This window comes from Kitasatospora sp. NPDC004669, assembly GCF_040609455.1.
In the GTDB taxonomy this organism is placed as follows: domain Bacteria; phylum Actinomycetota; class Actinomycetes; order Streptomycetales; family Streptomycetaceae; genus Kitasatospora.
The window spans coordinates 224,878-240,730 of the sequence record NZ_JBEXKB010000002.1; the positions used below are offsets into that span (position 1 = coordinate 224,878).

At 69.5% G+C, this 15,853-nt stretch carries 13 protein-coding genes and 2 pseudogenes; 9 read left to right on the forward strand and 6 right to left on the reverse strand.

What is annotated here, in order from left to right; all coding sequences use genetic code 11:
* Position 1: 1 nt before the first annotated feature.
* Positions 2 to 1,072, reverse strand: a complete 1,071-nt coding sequence (locus ABZW30_RS02865) for an NlpC/P60 family protein (RefSeq protein WP_355669241.1) — start codon at positions 1,070 to 1,072, stop codon at positions 2 to 4.
* Positions 1,073 to 1,451: 379 nt separating this feature from the next.
* On the opposite strand from ABZW30_RS02865, the gene ABZW30_RS02870 reads away from it, so the two are divergent.
* From ABZW30_RS02870 to meaB, 3 genes are read left to right on the forward strand one after another with little or no spacing between them, the layout of a single operon-like run.
* A complete protein-coding gene (locus ABZW30_RS02870; RefSeq protein ID WP_355669242.1) occupies positions 1,452 to 3,347 on the forward strand; it encodes a methylmalonyl-CoA mutase subunit beta in 1,896 nt (631 codons plus the stop codon).
* Positions 3,344 to 5,548, forward strand: a complete 2,205-nt coding sequence (scpA, locus tag ABZW30_RS02875; protein WP_355669243.1) for a methylmalonyl-CoA mutase — start codon at positions 3,344 to 3,346, stop codon at positions 5,546 to 5,548. Before ABZW30_RS02870 ends, scpA begins: the two co-directional genes overlap by 4 nt.
* Before the next feature lie 12 nt (positions 5,549 to 5,560).
* On the forward strand, positions 5,561 to 6,547 hold the full coding sequence (gene meaB, locus ABZW30_RS02880; RefSeq protein WP_355669244.1) for a methylmalonyl Co-A mutase-associated GTPase MeaB: 987 nt from the start codon (positions 5,561 to 5,563) through the stop codon (positions 6,545 to 6,547).
* Positions 6,548 to 6,626: 79 nt separating this feature from the next.
* Here meaB and ABZW30_RS02885 read toward each other — a convergent pair whose 3' ends face one another.
* A complete protein-coding gene (locus ABZW30_RS02885; protein ID WP_355669245.1) occupies positions 6,627 to 7,106 on the reverse strand; it encodes an ATP-binding protein in 480 nt (159 codons plus the stop codon).
* A gap of 167 nt (positions 7,107 to 7,273) precedes the next feature.
* On the opposite strand from ABZW30_RS02885, the gene ABZW30_RS02890 reads away from it, so the two are divergent.
* The 3 genes and pseudogenes from ABZW30_RS02890 (at position 7,274) to ABZW30_RS02900 (ending at position 9,405) form a co-directional block, all read left to right on the forward strand.
* Complete coding sequence (locus ABZW30_RS02890) at positions 7,274 to 8,614, forward strand: hypothetical protein (RefSeq protein ID WP_355669246.1); 1,341 nt, start codon at positions 7,274 to 7,276, stop codon at positions 8,612 to 8,614.
* Between the two features lie 3 nt (positions 8,615 to 8,617).
* Positions 8,618 to 8,923 (forward strand): antibiotic biosynthesis monooxygenase, encoded by a 306-nt coding sequence (locus ABZW30_RS02895; protein WP_355669247.1) that lies wholly within the window; start codon positions 8,618 to 8,620, stop codon positions 8,921 to 8,923.
* Between the two features lie 15 nt (positions 8,924 to 8,938).
* A pseudogene (locus ABZW30_RS02900) lies at positions 8,939 to 9,405 on the forward strand (hypothetical protein).
* A 77-nt stretch (positions 9,406 to 9,482) separates the two neighbouring features.
* Here the strand turns inward: ABZW30_RS02900 and cyaB are convergent.
* From cyaB to ABZW30_RS02915, 3 genes and pseudogenes are all read right to left on the reverse strand, one after another.
* The gene (gene cyaB / locus ABZW30_RS02905; protein WP_355669248.1) at positions 9,483 to 10,052 is read right to left on the reverse strand and encodes a class IV adenylate cyclase; all 570 of its coding nucleotides are present in this window, start codon (positions 10,050 to 10,052) and stop codon (positions 9,483 to 9,485) included.
* 330 nt (positions 10,053 to 10,382) lie between these two features.
* A complete protein-coding gene (locus ABZW30_RS02910) occupies positions 10,383 to 10,964 on the reverse strand; it encodes an HD domain-containing protein (RefSeq protein WP_355669249.1) in 582 nt (193 codons plus the stop codon).
* A 13-nt stretch (positions 10,965 to 10,977) separates the two neighbouring features.
* A pseudogene (locus ABZW30_RS02915) lies at positions 10,978 to 12,102 on the reverse strand (transcriptional regulator).
* 315 nt (positions 12,103 to 12,417) lie between these two features.
* Between ABZW30_RS02915 and ABZW30_RS02920 the strand changes: the two are divergent.
* The 3 genes from ABZW30_RS02920 to ABZW30_RS02930 all read left to right on the forward strand — a co-directional run bounded on the left by ABZW30_RS02920 (position 12,418) and on the right by ABZW30_RS02930 (position 15,059).
* Positions 12,418 to 12,591, forward strand: a complete 174-nt coding sequence (locus ABZW30_RS02920; RefSeq protein ID WP_355669250.1) for a hypothetical protein — start codon at positions 12,418 to 12,420, stop codon at positions 12,589 to 12,591.
* Positions 12,588 to 13,775, forward strand: coding sequence for a methyltransferase domain-containing protein (locus ABZW30_RS02925; protein WP_355669251.1), 1,188 nt, complete (start codon positions 12,588 to 12,590; stop codon positions 13,773 to 13,775). Before ABZW30_RS02920 ends, ABZW30_RS02925 begins: the two co-directional genes overlap by 4 nt.
* Positions 13,776 to 13,865: 90 nt before the next feature.
* Positions 13,866 to 15,059, forward strand: a complete 1,194-nt coding sequence (locus tag ABZW30_RS02930; protein WP_355669252.1) for a hypothetical protein — start codon at positions 13,866 to 13,868, stop codon at positions 15,057 to 15,059.
* Between the two features lie 174 nt (positions 15,060 to 15,233).
* Here the strand turns inward: ABZW30_RS02930 and ABZW30_RS02935 are convergent, their stop codons facing one another.
* The gene (locus tag ABZW30_RS02935) at positions 15,234 to 15,845 is read right to left on the reverse strand and encodes a hypothetical protein (RefSeq protein ID WP_355669253.1); all 612 of its coding nucleotides are present in this window, start codon (positions 15,843 to 15,845) and stop codon (positions 15,234 to 15,236) included.
* Positions 15,846 to 15,853: the final 8 nt, after the last annotated feature.

The following is a 15,853-nucleotide window of genomic DNA, read 5'->3' on the forward strand; positions in this document are numbered from 1 at the left end:
GTTACGGGCGGACGGCGCCGACGTAGGGCATGGCGTCGACGGGGAGGACCTCGACGTTCTTGCCGGTTCGGGGGGCGTGGATCATCTTGCCGTCGCCGATGTAGATGCCGACGTGGTGGATGTCGCCGTAGAAGAAGACCAGGTCGCCGGGCTGGAGGTCGGCGCGGGCGACGCGGGGGCCGTCGTTCCACTGGTCCTGGGACATCCGGGAGAGCTTGAGGCCAGCCGCGCGGTAGGCGGCCCCGGTGAGGCCGGAGCAGTCGAAGCTGTTGGGGCCGGTGGCGCCCCAGCCGTAGGGTTTGCCGAGCTGGGCGTAGGCGAACTGGACGATGGTGGCGGCGCGGCCGCCGGCGGGCGGGGCCGGGGCGTTCAGGTCGGGGCGCTGGGCGGAGCGGGAGGCGCGGTCGGCGGCGGCGGCCTTCTGGGCCTCGGCCTTGGCCTTCTCGGCGGACTGCTGGGCGTTGACCTTGGCGCGGTCCTCGGCGCTGAGCTTGTTGAGCATGGCCTGGGCCTGGGCCAGCTTGGCCTGGATCTGCTTCTTCTTCTCGGCCAGCTCGGTGCCGACGGAGTCGAGCTGGGCGAGGGTGGTGGTGGCCTCGGTACGGTCCTGGTCGAGCTTGCGCTGCTCCTCCTGAGCCTGCTTGAGCAGGGAGGACTGCGAGTCGGCGACCTGGTTCTGCACCGCGGCACGCTCCAGGTAGGCGGCCGGGTCGGAGTCGAGCATCAGCTGGACGGACGGGTCGATGCCGTTGCTGCGGTACTGGTCGGCGGCCACGCCGCCGAGCCGGGTGCGCAGTTCGTTCATCGCCTCCTGGCCGCGGGCGACCTTCTCCTGGATCTCGTTGGCGTCGCCCTGCAGCTTCTGCTGCTTCTCCTGGAAGCCGTTGTACTGCTCGATGGCCTGCTCGGCCTCCTCGTTGAGCTTGTCCACCTGCTCCTTGACGGAGGCGAGCGTCGGGGTCGGCTCGGCGTGGGCGGTGCCGGCGGCGAGCACCGCGCCGCCGGCCATCGCCGTGGTGAGGACCGCCAGGCGGGCCCGGCTCGGGGGGCTGGGCTTGCGGCGCTTTCCCATCGCGGTGGGCTCTCCTTCGGGGGACATTCGAAACCTGCCGGGGGGCGTGCAGGGGCGTCGGGGGCGTGCAGGGCACGGCGAAGGCCGGCGGGGACGCACGGGGGATGCGGCCCCACCCACCTTCTTCGAAGTAACTTAATAGATGAGTGGCGAGGTTCCGCAATCCCCCTGATCCGAGGGCTTTCGGACGATCGATCGTGTGCCGTGCCACCGGCGTTGAGCCCGCCCCGACACCGCGTCGGGACACTCCCCCACGGGCGGAGTGCAGGGCCTCGCGGCACTCCCCGGCGGACGGAGTGCTAAAGGCTGAGCAAATCGAGAACTAGGTCACACGCGACTCCCCTCCTGCCGGTCCGCGAACGGGCGCTAACCTGCGGACATGAAGGTCCCGCCCGAAGGGCTCCCCCTCGCCGCCGAGTTCCCGGCCGCGCACCGTGAGCAGTGGCAGCAGCTCGTCGAGGGCGTGCTGCGCAAGTCCGGTGCCCAGCCCGAGAACGGTGCTGCCGCCGAACAGGCGCTCAGCACCGCGCTCCAGGACGGCCTGCGCGCGCGCCCGCTGTACACCGCCGAGGACAGCTCGACCGAGCCCGGCTACCCCGGCTTCCCGCCGTTCGTCCGCGGCGGACGGCCGCAGGGCTCCGCCATCGCCGGATGGGACGTCCGTCAGCGGCACGCCGACCCCGACCGGCGGCGCACCAACGAGGCGGTCCTCGCGGACCTGGAGAACGGCGTCGGCTCGCTCTGGCTGGAGCTGGGCGGCGCGGGCCTGCCGGTGTCGGCCCTGCCCGAGGCACTCACCGGGGTGTACCTGGACCTGGCCGCCGTGGCGCTCGACGCCGGCCCCGAATTCACGGACGCCGCCGAGCAGTTGTTCAAGCTGTACGAGGATCGCGAGGTCTCCCCCGCCTCCGCCGCCGGCAACCTCGGCGCCGACCCGCTCGGCCTCCGGGCCCGCACCGGCGACACGGCCCGCACGGACGCGCTGCTGGCCGAGGCCACCGCGCTGGCCGCCCGCTGCGCCGCCGACTACCCCAACGTCCGGGCCCTCACCGTCGACGCCCTGCCGTACCACGAGGCCGGCGCCTCCCCCGCCCAGGAACTGGGCTGCTCGCTGGCCACCGGCGTCGCCTACCTGCGCGCGCTGACCGCCGCCGGGCTGTCGGTGGACGCCGCGCTCGGCCAGCTGGAGTTCCGCTTCGCCGCGGACGCCGACCAGTTCCTGACCATCGCCAAGTTCCGTGCCGCGCGCCGCCTCTGGGCCCGCGTCGCCGAGGTGTCCGGCGCCTCCGCCGAGGCCTCGGCGCAGCGCCAGCACGCCGTCACCTCCCGGGTGATGATGACCGCCCGCGACCCGTGGGTGAACATGCTGCGCACCACCGTGGCCTGCCTGGCCGCCGGGGTCGGCGGCGCCGACGCCGTCACCGTGCTGCCCTTCGACAGCGCACTCGGCCTCCCCGACGCCTTCGCCCGCCGGATCGCCCGCAACACCCAGTCGATCCTGCTGGAGGAGTCCCACCTGGCCCGGGTGATCGACCCGGCCGGCGGCTCCTGGTACGTCGAGCAGCTGGGCGAGGAGCTGGCGCAGGCCGCCTGGGCCTGGTTCCAGGAGATCGAGCGGGCCGGCGGCCAGCGCGCCGCCCTCGACTCGGGCCTGGTCGAGCAGCGGATCGCCGCGGCCTGGGCCGAACGCTCCGTGAAGCTCGCCAAGCGGCGCGAACCGGTCACCGGCGTCAGCGAGTTCCCGCACCTGGACGAGCAGCCGCTGGTCCGCGAGCCGGCCCCGGCCGGCGCCACGGGCGGCCTGCCGCAGGTGCGCCGCGCCGAGGCGTACGAGGCGCTGCGCGACCGCTCGGACGCGGTGCTCGCCGCCACGGGCGAGCGGCCGAAGCTGTTCCTGGCCTCGATCGGCACCGCCGCCGCGCACACCGCGCGCACCACCTTCTCGGCCAACCTGTTCCAGGCGGGCGGCATCGCGACCTCCGCCCTGGAGTCCGTGGACCCGGCGGCGTTCGCCGAGGCGTTCACCGCCTCCGGCGCCACCGTCGCCTGCCTGTGCTCCAGCGACGCCCTGTACGCCGAGCACGCCGAGGCGGTCGCCGCCGCGCTCAGGGCGGCCGGCGCCCGGCGGGTGCTGCTGGCCGGGCGGCTCGCCGAAGTGCCCGCCGGGGTGGACGAGTTCATCCACGCGGGCGGGGACGCGGTCGCCGTCCTGACCTCCCTGCTGGACCAGATCACCGGTGCGAGCAGCGCCGACGAGGACAAGGTGACGCGATGATCCCCGACTTCACCGGAATCGGGCTGAACGGCGACGCCGCCTCGGACGTCACCGACGCCCAGTGGCAGACCGCCTGGCGCCGGTCCACCGGCAAGGACGCCGACGAGCTGGTCTGGGAAACCCCCGAGGGCATCGGCGTCAAGCCGCTGTACACCGCGGCGGACCTGGCCGGCCTGGACTTCCTGGAGACGTACCCCGGCATCGCCCCGTACCTGCGCGGGCCGTACCCGACCATGTACGTCAACCAGCCCTGGACCGTCCGCCAGTACGCCGGCTTCTCCACCGCCGAGGAGTCCAACGCGTTCTACCGCCGCAACCTGGCGGCCGGTCAGAAGGGGCTCTCGGTCGCCTTCGACCTGCCGACCCACCGCGGCTACGACAGCGACCACCCGCGCGTCACCGGCGACGTCGGCATGGCGGGCGTCGCCATCGACTCGATCTACGACATGCGCCAGCTGTTCGACGGCATCCCGCTGGACAAGATGTCCGTGTCGATGACCATGAACGGCGCCGTGCTCCCGGTGCTCGCGCTGTACATCGTCGCGGCCGAGGAGCAGGGCGTACCACCGGAGAAGCTCGCGGGGACCATCCAGAACGACATCCTCAAGGAGTTCATGGTCCGCAACACCTACATCTACCCGCCGCAGCCGTCGATGCGGATCATCTCGGACATCTTCGCGTACACCTCGCAGAAGATGCCCCGGTACAACTCGATCTCCATCTCCGGCTACCACATCCAGGAGGCCGGTGCGACGGCCGACCTGGAGCTGGCCTACACCCTGGCCGACGGGGTGGAGTACCTGCGCGCGGGCCTGGACGTGGGGCTGGACGTGGACGCCTTCGCGCCGCGGCTGTCGTTCTTCTGGGCGATCGGCATGAACTTCTTCATGGAGGTCGCCAAGCTGCGCGCGGCCCGGCTGCTCTGGGCCAAGCTGGTCAAGCAGTTCGACCCGAAGAACCCCAAGTCCCTTTCGCTGCGCACCCATTCGCAGACCTCGGGCTGGTCGCTGACCGCCCAGGACGTGTTCAACAACGTGACGCGGACGTGCGTCGAGGCGATGGCCGCGACCCAGGGCCACACCCAGTCGCTGCACACCAACGCCCTGGACGAGGCGCTGGCGCTGCCCACCGACTTCTCCGCCCGCATCGCCCGCAACACCCAGCTGCTGCTGCAGCAGGAGTCGGGCACCTGCCGGGTCATCGACCCCTGGGGCGGATCGGCGTACGTCGAGAAGCTGACGAACGACCTGGCGGCGCGCGCCTGGCAGCACATCCAGGAGGTCGAGGCGGCCGGCGGCATGGCCAAGGCCATCGACGCGGGCATCCCGAAGATGCGCGTCGAGGAGGCCGCCGCCCGCACCCAGGCGCGCATCGACTCCGGCCGCCAGCCGGTGATCGGCGTCAACAAGTACCGGGTCGAGAGCGACGAACAGATCGAGGTGCTCAAGGTCGACAACTCCGCGGTGCGGGCCCGGCAGATCGAGAAGCTGCGGCGGCTGCGCGAGGAGCGCGACGAGGCCGCCACGCAGGACGCGCTGAACGCGCTGACCCGCGCCGCCGAGGCCGGTCCGCAGCGCGGCGGCTCGCTGGACGGCAACCTGCTGCACCTGGCCGTCAACGCGGCCCGGGCCAAGGCCACCGTCGGTGAGATCTCGGACGCCCTGGAGAAGGTGTACGGCCGCCACTCCGGCCAGATCCGTACCATCTCCGGTGTGTACCGAGACGAAGCGGGCCCGTCGGCCCCCCTCCAGCGCACCCGTGACCTGGTCGAGCGGTTCGAGCAGGCCGAGGGCCGCCGCCCGCGCATTCTGGTCGCCAAGATGGGCCAGGACGGCCACGACCGCGGCCAGAAGGTGATCGCCACCGCCTTCGCCGACCTCGGCTTCACGGTGGACGTCGGCCCGCTGTTCCAGACCCCGGCCGAGGTCGCCCGCCAGGCCGTCGAGGCGGACGTCCACATCGTCGGCGTCTCCTCGCTGGCCGCCGGTCACCTGACGCTGGTGCCCGCGCTGCGCGCCGAACTCGCCGCGGCGGGGCGCGAGGACATCACCATCGTGGTGGGCGGGGTCATCCCCCCGCAGGACTTCGACGCCCTCTACGAGGCGGGCGCGGCGGCGGTCTTCCCGCCCGGCACGGTCATCCCGGACGCCGCGTACGACCTGCTGAAGTCGCTGGCGGCCGACCTCGGCCACGAGCTGTAGGTCGATTCGCGGATGCCCCCTCGGACGATCGACCTCGACGCATATGTGACGGGTGTCCTCGACGGCTCGCGCGCCTGGATCGCGCGCGCCGTCACCCTCGTCGAGTCCACCCGACCCGACCACCGCGCACTCGCGCAGCAACTGCTCCAGCGGCTGCTGCCGCACGCGGGCGGCGCGGTCCGGGTGGGCATCACCGGCGTGCCCGGTGTCGGCAAGTCGACCTTCATCGACTCCTTCGGCACCATGCTCACGGGGTTGGGCCACCGGGTCGCGGTGCTCGCCGTCGACCCGACGTCGAGCCGGACGGGCGGCTCCATCCTGGGCGACAAGACCCGGATGGAGCGGCTGGCGGTTGATCCTGCCGCCTTCGTCCGGCCGTCGCCGACCTCGGGGACGCTGGGCGGCGTCGCCAAGGCCACCCGCGAGTCCATGGTGGTGATGGAGGCGGCGGGTTACGACGTGGTGCTGATCGAGACCGTCGGCGTCGGCCAGTCCGAAACGACGGTGGCCGGGATGGTCGACACCTTCCTGCTGCTCAGCCTCGCACGGACCGGGGACCAGCTGCAGGGCATCAAGAAGGGCGTCCTGGAGCTGGCGGACGTCATCGCCGTCAACAAGGCGGACGGCCCGCACGAACCCGACGCCAAGGCAGCGGCCCGCGAACTCGCGGGCGCGCTACGGCTGTTGCAGGCGCCGGACGCGGCTTGGACGCCGCCGGTGCTGACGTGCAGCGGGCGGGACGGAGCCGGCCTCGACGTGTTGTGGGAGCGCCTCCAGCAACACCGCAAGATCCTCGACGCCACCGGCGCGCTCACCGCCAAGCGCCGCGAGCAGCAGGTCGAGTGGACGTGGTCCATGGTCCACGACCAGCTGTACGCAAGGTTGCACGAGCACCCCGAAGTACGCAGGCTCACCCCCGAGTTGGAGACCCAGGTCCGCGCCGGCAGCCTCCCGGCGGGATTGGCGGCACAGCAGATCCTGGACACCTTCTTCGGCTAGCGGTCACACCCGGACACGAAGCCGGCCACCACCGCGGCCGAGAAGAGCACCCACCACACGAGCCGCCCGACGGTCACCACTACGCCGCCTCGGGCAGAGCGTGAAGGCCGTGCGCCGTGCCCCACCCATGCGTGGGGCACGGCGCTTCGGCGGTTTCGAGGTACTCGAACCAGACCACCTTGCCGACCCCCGCCGGGTGCCATCCCCACGCATGCGCCAGCGCCTCGACGAGAAGAAGGCCCCGCCCACCGGTCGCTTCCTCGTCACGCTCCCGAGCCGGCAACTCCGCACACCGGTCGGCTACTTCCACCCGCACCCGCCCGGCCCGCCACCGAACGGCCACGAGGCAGCGCTGCTTGGCGTGCACCATCGCATTGGCGATCACCTCGCTCGCGCACAGCTCCACCTCCCGAAGCGCATCGCCCAACAGCGGCACACCCCACTCCCGCAGGATCGCCACCACCAACCTCCGCGCCGCCGGGACCGCGTCCGCCCCCGGCGGCTCACCCCACTCCAAAGGAACCGGAAACCGCGCATTGCTGAGCGGACTGACGATCATTGAGACTCCAATCGATCACGAATCGACATTGCGGTGCCATCGCGGATCGTTCGGGTCCACGCCCTCCGCCCGAATGGCTGACATCAAGTCAACGCGGGTACACAGGACGGGAGAACCGGCGAAGCTGGTCCAGGCGTTGAACCGGTTGAATAGAGGACGGGATCGCGATGAAGCACCGACCGCGCACACCGAACACCGAACTCGCCGCGCTCATGCAGCAGGCGGAGTGGGGCAATGACCAGCTCGCGCGCGCGGTGAATCGCGTCGGAAGCGAGGCGGGACTCCGGCTGGCCTACGACAAGTCGGCGATCTCGCACTGGCTCTCCGGTACTCGGCCTCGGGCAGATGTGCAGGAGGTCGTGCGGGAGACGTTCTCACGTCGGCTCGGACGACCGGTGACGCCCGAGGAGACCGGCTTCAGGCGTAACGCCGAGCCGACGGGCAGCCTTGGTGTGCTGTCCGACCTGATGTCGATCGGAAAGGCCGATATGGACCCCTCGCGCCGCGGCGTGCTCGCCGCCGGTCTCTACTCGCTCGCCCTCACACTGCCGATGTTCGACGACACCAGCGATCGAATCACCCACACCGCTGCGGGCCGCACGGTACACGTCGGCAAGGGCGAGGTTGAGACCGTCCGAACGATGACGGACCGGATCGCCGGCATTCTCGACGAACTCGGCGCCGCCCACGCCCGCCCGATGGCAGCGGCGTTCCTGGTCAACTCGGTGGGGCCCTGGCTCCAGGCGTCCGGCACGACGACGGTCAAGGCCGAGCTGCTCTCGGCTGCCGCCGATCTCACCTACCTCACCGGTTGGATGGCGATGTACGAGACCGCGCACGGTCTCGGTCAGAAGTACTACGTTCAAGCGCTCAAGCTCGCACGTGACGCTCAGGACCACGTGACGTACTGCCGTGCCCTGCGCGGCATGGCGCTCCAGGCGTCCAATCTGGGCTACGGCCCGAAGGCGCTCGAACTGGCCGACTCAGCCGCCGAAGCCGCTCCGGCCTCCGGCCCACGACTGAGAGCCTTCCTCTCCGGCCAGCAGGCGCACGGCGCCGCCATGGTGAAGGACCGGCGACAGGCCTTCGCGCGCCTCGCCGCGACCGAGACCGCACTGGCGCAGGCCGAGGGCCGCAACGACTCCGTCGGCGGCTACGACCAGGCCGCCTACCACTTCCACGTCTCGCACGTGCTGTACGAACTGGGCGATATCCCGGGGGCGATCAAGGAACTCCAGCTCTCCAACCGAGTCCGCCCCGCCAACGAGAAGCAGGGCCGCGTACACGGCACCGGCCTGCTGGCCCGCCGCCAGATGGAACTCGGACACATCGAGGCCGCCTGCGCCACCTGGAACACCTTCCTGGACGACTACGTCACGATCAGCTCCGTCCGTGGCGACGAGCACTTCCAGGCGCTGGGCAAGGCCCTTCCGGCCCACGCCACCAACCGCACCGTCCGCCAACTCCACCAGCGCACCCGCGAGGTCGCCCGCCAGAAGGCGGCGTGAGCCGTGGGATTCGGTCTGATCGTGCGCTTCGTCACCCATGACGCGGCAGCGACACACGCCTTCGACCAGCTGACGGAGAAGACCCTAGAAGAGATCCGGCTCAAGGAGCCCGGGACTCTCCTCTATGTCGTCCACACCGTACCGGGCGAGCCGAACGTTCGAATCTTCTACGAGTTGTACCTGGACCGCTCGACCTTCGATGAGCATGAACGGCAACCCCATGTCAGCCGGTTCCTTGCCGAACGCGCACAGCACCTCGAATCCTTCGAAGTGACGTTCCTGAACGAAATCTCCGGAAAGAGGCCATAGGTGAGTGGAGTACAGATCGGAATCACGGGCCACCGAGGGCTGCCAGCCGAGATCGAGGAGCAGGTTCAGCACCTACTCGAAGATGCTCTCTCGGGCGAGGATCCGAGTGCACTCACGGTCGTGTCCTGCATCGCGGACGGGCCGGATTCGTGGCGGGCGAGATCGCACTTGACCTGGGCGGGCGGGTGGAGGTCGTCATTCCTGCGGACCAGTATCGGCATGGGCCGCCGGAATGGCATCACCCCGTCTACGACCGGCTGTTGGACTCCGCCACTGCTGTTCACCGCACCGGGCACGTGGAGTCCGACGAAGCCGCACGCATGGCCGGGCGCGAGGTCCTGGTCCAGCAGGTCGACAAGCTCCTCGCCGTCTGGGACGGCCTGCCGGCCCGGGGCTACGGCGGGACGGCGGACGTGGTGGCGTACGCGCGGCAGCTTGGCGTGCCGATCGAAGTGCTGTGGCCGCAGGGGGCACACCGGTAACCCGGAGAGGCTCCTTCGGCACCCGTGAGATCTACCAGCGGGCCCGCCCACCTGGTCGGGCCCGCTCAACCCTCCGGTCAAGCCGGGCGCGCCGCCACAACCGCATCGGTGTACAGCTCGTTGGTCAAATCTCTGTCGCTGACACCGAGTTCGGCCAACACCGCGCGAACCAGAGCGAGAGCCGACACGAGATCGACCTCTGTGGCAACCACCGTTTCCACCTCGATGAACGTGGCGTCGTCCAGCTCGGGAACACGAACGAGCGTGGCAACCAGGCGCCTTTCGTCGCGCTGGAAGCTGTAGTTGCGGCACCGCTTCTCGAACGCGATACGCGGGGTGAAGCCCAAGCCTCGAACGATCTCGTGCGCGGCCTCGGTATCCTCAACCCTCGTCTCGGCCTCCGGCTTCGAGCCGGAGGCCTCGTCCACCCGGGCGCCCTTGTAGGTGAGGACCGTGCGCGTGTCGTCAGGACTGTGCACCGTCCGGATCCGCAGCTCACGATCAGCGCCCATCAGGCTGCCGTCCGCCGCGTCGTAATAGGTGTCCCGGTAGACCTCGGCGCGGCCTGCACCGTACCGGTTCTCCAACTGCTTGAGCACGCCTTCCGGGTCGCGCACGACAGCCTTGAGTTCCGCTTCGATCGCCATCCTGTTCCCTCCATCAGAACACGCGCCCAGTACCGTCCACCACCACGTCGAACTGCCGACGTCGACCCCGGTACAGGGGTCGCAAGGTGGCCAGAACCTTATAGGTCTCCGGCTCGTGCCCTTCCCAGTCCGCGTCGAGAACCCGACGAAGTGGGTCCGATCCAGTCCGATGATCCGACACGCTGGGGCCGTGCGGTACCGGTAGCCCTCAACCTGCCCGTACTCGGCAGGTTCTCACAGCCGGGTTTTCTGCAAGCCGGATACCGCCCGCGAGTGACTCAGTCGACTCGCCGATCTCAGCGGCGTATCCACTGCGATCCGGCCCCCGCCTCAGAACGGCTTCTCACCAAGCGCAGCGCGGAGCCAGTCGAGGGAGCCCGCCGCCAAGACGGCATCTGCGAGGGCGTTGGCGGATTTCGTGGTGAGCCGTCCACGGCTGTTGTCGATCCATCGCTGCGCGTTCGCGTAGCCCTGCGCCTTGTACTCGACGCCCTGAATCAGGCACTCCAACTTGTCCGCGTCCCGAGCGCAGACCGCCTCCGGCGAATCCTTCGCCTCGTACTCCGCGACGAGATCCTGGATGGTCGAGGCCAGGATCTCTGGCATGCCGACAATCTGGTCGGCCGTCACCACCATCGGATCCGCACTCGGCGTGTACTTCTTGCCCAGGTGATTGACGTCCCCGGTACGCGTTTCCTGAGTGTCGTGCCAAACCGCGAGGAAGGCGGCCTGTGCTGGATCGGCGCCTTCGAGCTTGGCGATGACCGACGCGATCAGCGCGGTCCGCCAGGAGTGCTCGGCAACCGACTCGGGGTCGCGGACCCCGGCCATCCACCAGCCCGTGCGCCTGGTCTGCTTGAGCGTCCCGGCTTCGAACAGGAACCTCGCCACCGAGGTCAGGTCCTCTGTCACCCTCTGGCTCCTCTCACGCCTCGGCAAGGCGGATTGCGTAGCGGATACTGTCGAGTTCGCGTCGCCCCCGCAGCGAGAGCTCTCGACCATCCAACATCACCGGAAGCCGTTCGCGTAGTGCCCGGGCTGCAGCTCCGGAGCGCAGCAGATTCGGCCGCATCTGGAGCAGCGACCACACCGTGTGGATGTTCAGCTCGACATACCCGTGCTGAGGGGCAAGGCCCTGGGCGAGGTGGGTGAGGAGCTTGTCACCCGGCCACGGGCCCGGTGTCCTGGCGGCAATGAAGTCGTCTGAGAGTTCGAGGGACGGGACCTCACCGATCCAGTAAGCCCAATAGTTGAGGTTCGCGACAGCACCGTCCTCATCGGCAAGTTCCGTGTCGATGAAGTGACTCATGCGGTCGCGGTCACCATGGCGGGCGGAGACCATCGCGACAGAGCGGGAGTTGAGCCAGCGGGTCAGCCAGTCGTCCGGTTGCTCGATTCACTGCTGGTGGGCGAGCCACTCCCGGGTCTCGCCGTGGTCGTCGTACCCGGCGAGGTACAGCGCTTGGCGGCGTACAAGGAAATGGTCCGTCCCCCGAGCTTCCTCAGCCGTCTGCCGCATGCCCGTGAAGAACCGGACGCGGTCGGCGACAGCGAGCTCCGGTCCACTCGGCACTGGACCCCTTCGTGAACGCGGTGGGGTCGGCAGGTCACGCACGGCCTTTGGCGCCACACCACCGAGCGGCCACATGAGGACCTCTACGAGGTCTCGCTGCAGCACCATCGATCCGAGCGGGTTGTTGCGCACCGGGACTCGCTCCTCAAGGGCACCGGCGAGGAGGATGTCCGCCTCGAAGGCCCGTTCCAGTGTCTGAAGGAGTACGGGAGCTGTGCCCATCTGCATCAGCCGATGACGATGAACGAGCATCTGGCCGACAGGCACGGCTGTGAGCGGGCGTCGGCCGCTCTCCCAGCCTGCGATGGTGTCCGGTGACACTGCCAGCCACTCGGCGAACCCGTCCTGTGTGCAGCCGTGCTGTTCGCGTATCACCCGAAAGACGTACCCCGAGATGGTGCCGGATCGCAGACGTGAAGTCCGACCCTGACCAGTAGTCAGGGATTCGTCTGAACTGGACCGCATGAGAGCCCCCACTTTCGGGAGTTCGCGCCAACATTCCTGTACCCGTGGTCACTTCAGGGCCTGTCCTGGGAGCCCTACCGTCGTAGACATCCCCGAGTGAGGTTAGTCGGATGCCCTCACTGATGGGCCACACCACCGAGGCGCCAGCGCGCAGCTGGCAACGAGGCCACAGCACCCACCAATCTCGAACAAGGGAGCGCGATAATGACCACTCCGCAGCCCAAGCCCCCGCCACCCCCGGCTCCGCCGGGGCCCGGGCCGATGATCCCGGTGAACGGCACGACTGACGACACCACAACGAGCATCACGATCAGGTAGGAGGATCCCATGGGATGGGGTACCGGCAAGGGCGGAAGCTCCGGCGGCGGCAGCGGGTCCAACGACGGCGGCCAGGGCAAGCACGCGGACAAGAACAGGAAGGACTTCGGGACGAACAAGCCGAGCCCGGACACGACCTCCGCGCCAGCTGGCGGAAAGCACCGCAAGGGCGGGAACAAGTGACGAATCACCAGAACAGCTCGAAGGAGGCCGCTTCACGTGGGCTGCTTCAAGCGATCTCCCGTTACCTCGGCAGTGACGTGGCCCCCGAGTGGCGCAGGGCCGCCGAAGCGACCCCACGCCACCGGTTCCTGCCCGGCCGGGTCTGGTTGCCGAGCGAGGATGGCGGCCTTGAACGCTGCGATCGTGAGCGCGAGCCCGAACGCTGGTTCGCCACCGCTTACGCGGACGAGGCTGTGGTGACGCAGATCAACGACGGGCAGGAGCCGGAGGACCTGTCCGACGCCTTGCCGTCCTCCTCGGCATCAGCTCCATCGATCGTCTTCCGAATGCTCGACCTCCTGGACCTCGCCCCGGGAATGAGAGTCCTGGAGATCGGCACGGGCACCGGGTTCAACGCCGCACTCCTGTCCCACCGGCTGGGCGACGTGAACGTGACCACAATCGAGATCGACCCCGCCGTAGTCGAACTGGCCCGCTCCAACCTCAAGGCCAACGGTTACGATCCCACCGTCGTGTGCGGCGACGGAAGCCTTGGGTGGAGCGCCGAAGCGCCGTACGACCGTGTGGTGGCCACCTGCTCGGTCCAACACGTTCCCCGAACTTGGATCGAACAGACCAGGCCCGGCGGAGCTGTGCTCGTCCCGTGGGAAAGCCCATGGATCTGCGGCGGGCTGCTTCGTTTGACTGTCAAGGGTGACGGAACTGCCACCGGCCGTTACACCGCCGACAGCGCCTTCATGCTGATGCGCACCCATCGCCTTGACCTCCGTCTCTTCCGGGACGTCGTCATGAACGACCACGTACCGGCCGAGTCCACCACCGCCCGGAGCCCATGGGCCATCGCCGACTCCCCGATCGAGACCCAGTTCGCATTCGGCCACCGTCTCGGAGACCTCTGGTACGCCTGGCACCACGACCCCGATCTCGACGACGTGGAAACCCGCCTCTGGGTGGCCACGACCGACGGCGGCTCCTGGGCCGCCGTCGACTCGGACGGCACCGACAACGCCGAGCGGTACACGGTGTGGCAGCACGGTCCGCGTCGAGTGTGGGACGAGGTCGAAGCCGCTCACCAGTGGTGGCTCGACAACGGCCGTCCCGGGCCCGATCGGTTCGGCCTCACCATGACGCCTGAGGGACAACGGGCCTGGCTCGACCACCCGGCCAATTCGTGGCCGTTGTGATCTACAGCAGGTCGGCCGCCGTTCAGACCATCGACCTCGGTGGCAGGCCCACTGTCGTGGATGAGCGAGCCTCGGCGCTAGGGTGAATCGGTGGCAGACGACCAGCCGAATCCATCGGCCAGCAGTGAACAGTGGCGACGGGTTCGGGCCTTCCTGAATGATCACCGTTTCGCCTTGACCAGGCGGGTACTGGCCGAGAACTCTCCCGAGCATCTGGTCCCAGGGACGCCTTTGCTTGCCCGGCAGCACTGGATTGCGGAGCAGCCGGTGCCCCTTGAGCGCGTCCGGCTGCGCTGGCAGCCGGACGCGCCGGCCACAGGCCTGGACGGGGGCGAGGTGGAGCTCGACCACATGCGGCCCCAGCGGGGCGACGGCACGCCTTACCGCTACTACGCGGATGCCGTCCGGGATCTGGCCAGGCCCGGGTTGTTCGAGAACCGCAGCTGCTACCGGCTGTTGGAGGTCGAGGCGTGCGCGACCGGGCCAACGCTGACGTTTGGGCGCGGGCAGTACTTCGACGTCGTCAACGTCTGCGAGGCCGCCGCCCATGAGTACGCTGCGGCCGCGCTGTCGGGCCCGGACCGGTACACGCCCTTCCGATCGGCCATCGGCGATCCGACCGACCTTGCGCGCAGGCCCGTCATGGCGGCCACCAGTACCTTGACGATCCGGCACGATCGCCGCACCGGCGACGCCGAGTTCGTACTGCACTGGCGCGACCCCGCAAAGGTCGCGAGTGGCGGGGGCCTGTACCAGGTGATGCCGGTCGGGATGTTCCAGCCTTCGCACGACGCGCCGTGGAACGAGGTCAACGACTTCGACCTCTGGCATTCCATCCTGCGTGAGTTGAGCGAGGAACTGCTCGGCAACAGCGAGGACTACGGCAGCGACACGGCACCCATCGACTACGCGGCCTGGCCGCTCAACCAGACGCTCGCCGCAGCGCGCGAGGCCGGCAGCCTGCGGGTGTTCTGGCTGGGCCTCGGGATGGATCCGCTGACGTTCGTCACCGACATGCTCACCGTCGCCGTCTTCGACGCCGACCTGTTCGACGAGACGTTCCAGCGCATCGTCTCCACCAACGACGAGGGCCACCGGGTGGGGCTGGAGGATGCGAGGGGACGCTCGGCGGGCATCCCGTTCACGGCCGAGCAGGTGGATCGGCTCACCGGCACAGAGCCGATGCAGCCCGCCGGTGCGACGCTCCTGCGGCTTGCCTGGAAGCACCGACGGACGCTGTTGCGGTTCCCCGACGACGCTGTTCACCGAGCCGGCGAGCAGTAGATCGCGACGTACGCGCCCCGGTGGCCGCGCCACCCGGTCCGGCTGAGGCCTTGTCCCCCGCGGCCAGGGGGCGGCCCCGGATGGGCCCGCCGCCTGCCCACCCGTCGCCCCGCCCCCTCGGACGCGCTCGTGCCGCTCCCGCTCCGGCGCAGGAGTGGCACGAGCACCACCGGTTCAGCGTCGCATCGGCCGGAACAGCGCGTCGTCGTAGTCCGGAAAGATCACTGGCATCGCGCGACGAAACGCGGCGACCTCCGTGCTCTCCGCCAACTCCCGGCAGAGCGCCTGCGGCCAGTACCAGTAGCCGCGGGAGGCGAGCAGCCGTTCCAGGTAGGCGTCGAACGAGTACCCGGTGTCGTACAGCTCCTCGCCGAAGTAGTGGTAGTGGACGGAGTCGAGGGGGGGAACGAACGCCGCGCAGGCCTCGGGGACGAACATGTCGAAGGGTTTGACGGGACGGTACTCCTGATCCTGTGGCGAGTGCCAGGTGACGCCGTGCCAGTCGGCGAAGACTTCGCGCAGCGGGAGGAGGTTGATGAGGCCCTGGTCCGACAGGTCGCCGTGGAGGAGCTCGGGGATGGTGTGACGCCACCTCAGGCGGACTGCGCCGACTTCGCGGTAGAAGGCCTCGACGCCGCTCGGGAGGCGGCCGCCGGCCAGGCGGATGGCGAGCTCGATGTCGGATGGTGGGGTCGGTGGTGCGACGGTGGCCTCCAGGAGCTGCACGCGGGGGTTGCATTCCAGGTCGGCGATCATCGCGGCCAGCCGGGCGCTGGGGGTGATCACGTACGTCT

Coding starts and splice junctions, on each gene's coding strand:
- ABZW30_RS02865 (WP_355669241.1), bottom strand. CDS start 1,072: ATGGGAAAGCGCCGCAAGCCCAGCCCCCCGAGCCGGGCCCGCCTGGCG.
- ABZW30_RS02870 (WP_355669242.1), top strand. CDS start 1,452: ATGAAGGTCCCGCCCGAAGGGCTCCCCCTCGCCGCCGAGTTCCCGGCC.
- scpA (WP_355669243.1), top strand. CDS start 3,344: ATGATCCCCGACTTCACCGGAATCGGGCTGAACGGCGACGCCGCCTCG.
- meaB (WP_355669244.1), top strand. CDS start 5,561: ATGCCCCCTCGGACGATCGACCTCGACGCATATGTGACGGGTGTCCTC.
- ABZW30_RS02885 (WP_355669245.1), bottom strand. CDS start 7,106: ATGATCGTCAGTCCGCTCAGCAATGCGCGGTTTCCGGTTCCTTTGGAG.
- ABZW30_RS02890 (WP_355669246.1), top strand. CDS start 7,274: ATGAAGCACCGACCGCGCACACCGAACACCGAACTCGCCGCGCTCATG.
- cyaB (WP_355669248.1), bottom strand. CDS start 10,052: ATGGCGATCGAAGCGGAACTCAAGGCTGTCGTGCGCGACCCGGAAGGC.
- ABZW30_RS02920 (WP_355669250.1), top strand. CDS start 12,418: ATGGGATGGGGTACCGGCAAGGGCGGAAGCTCCGGCGGCGGCAGCGGG.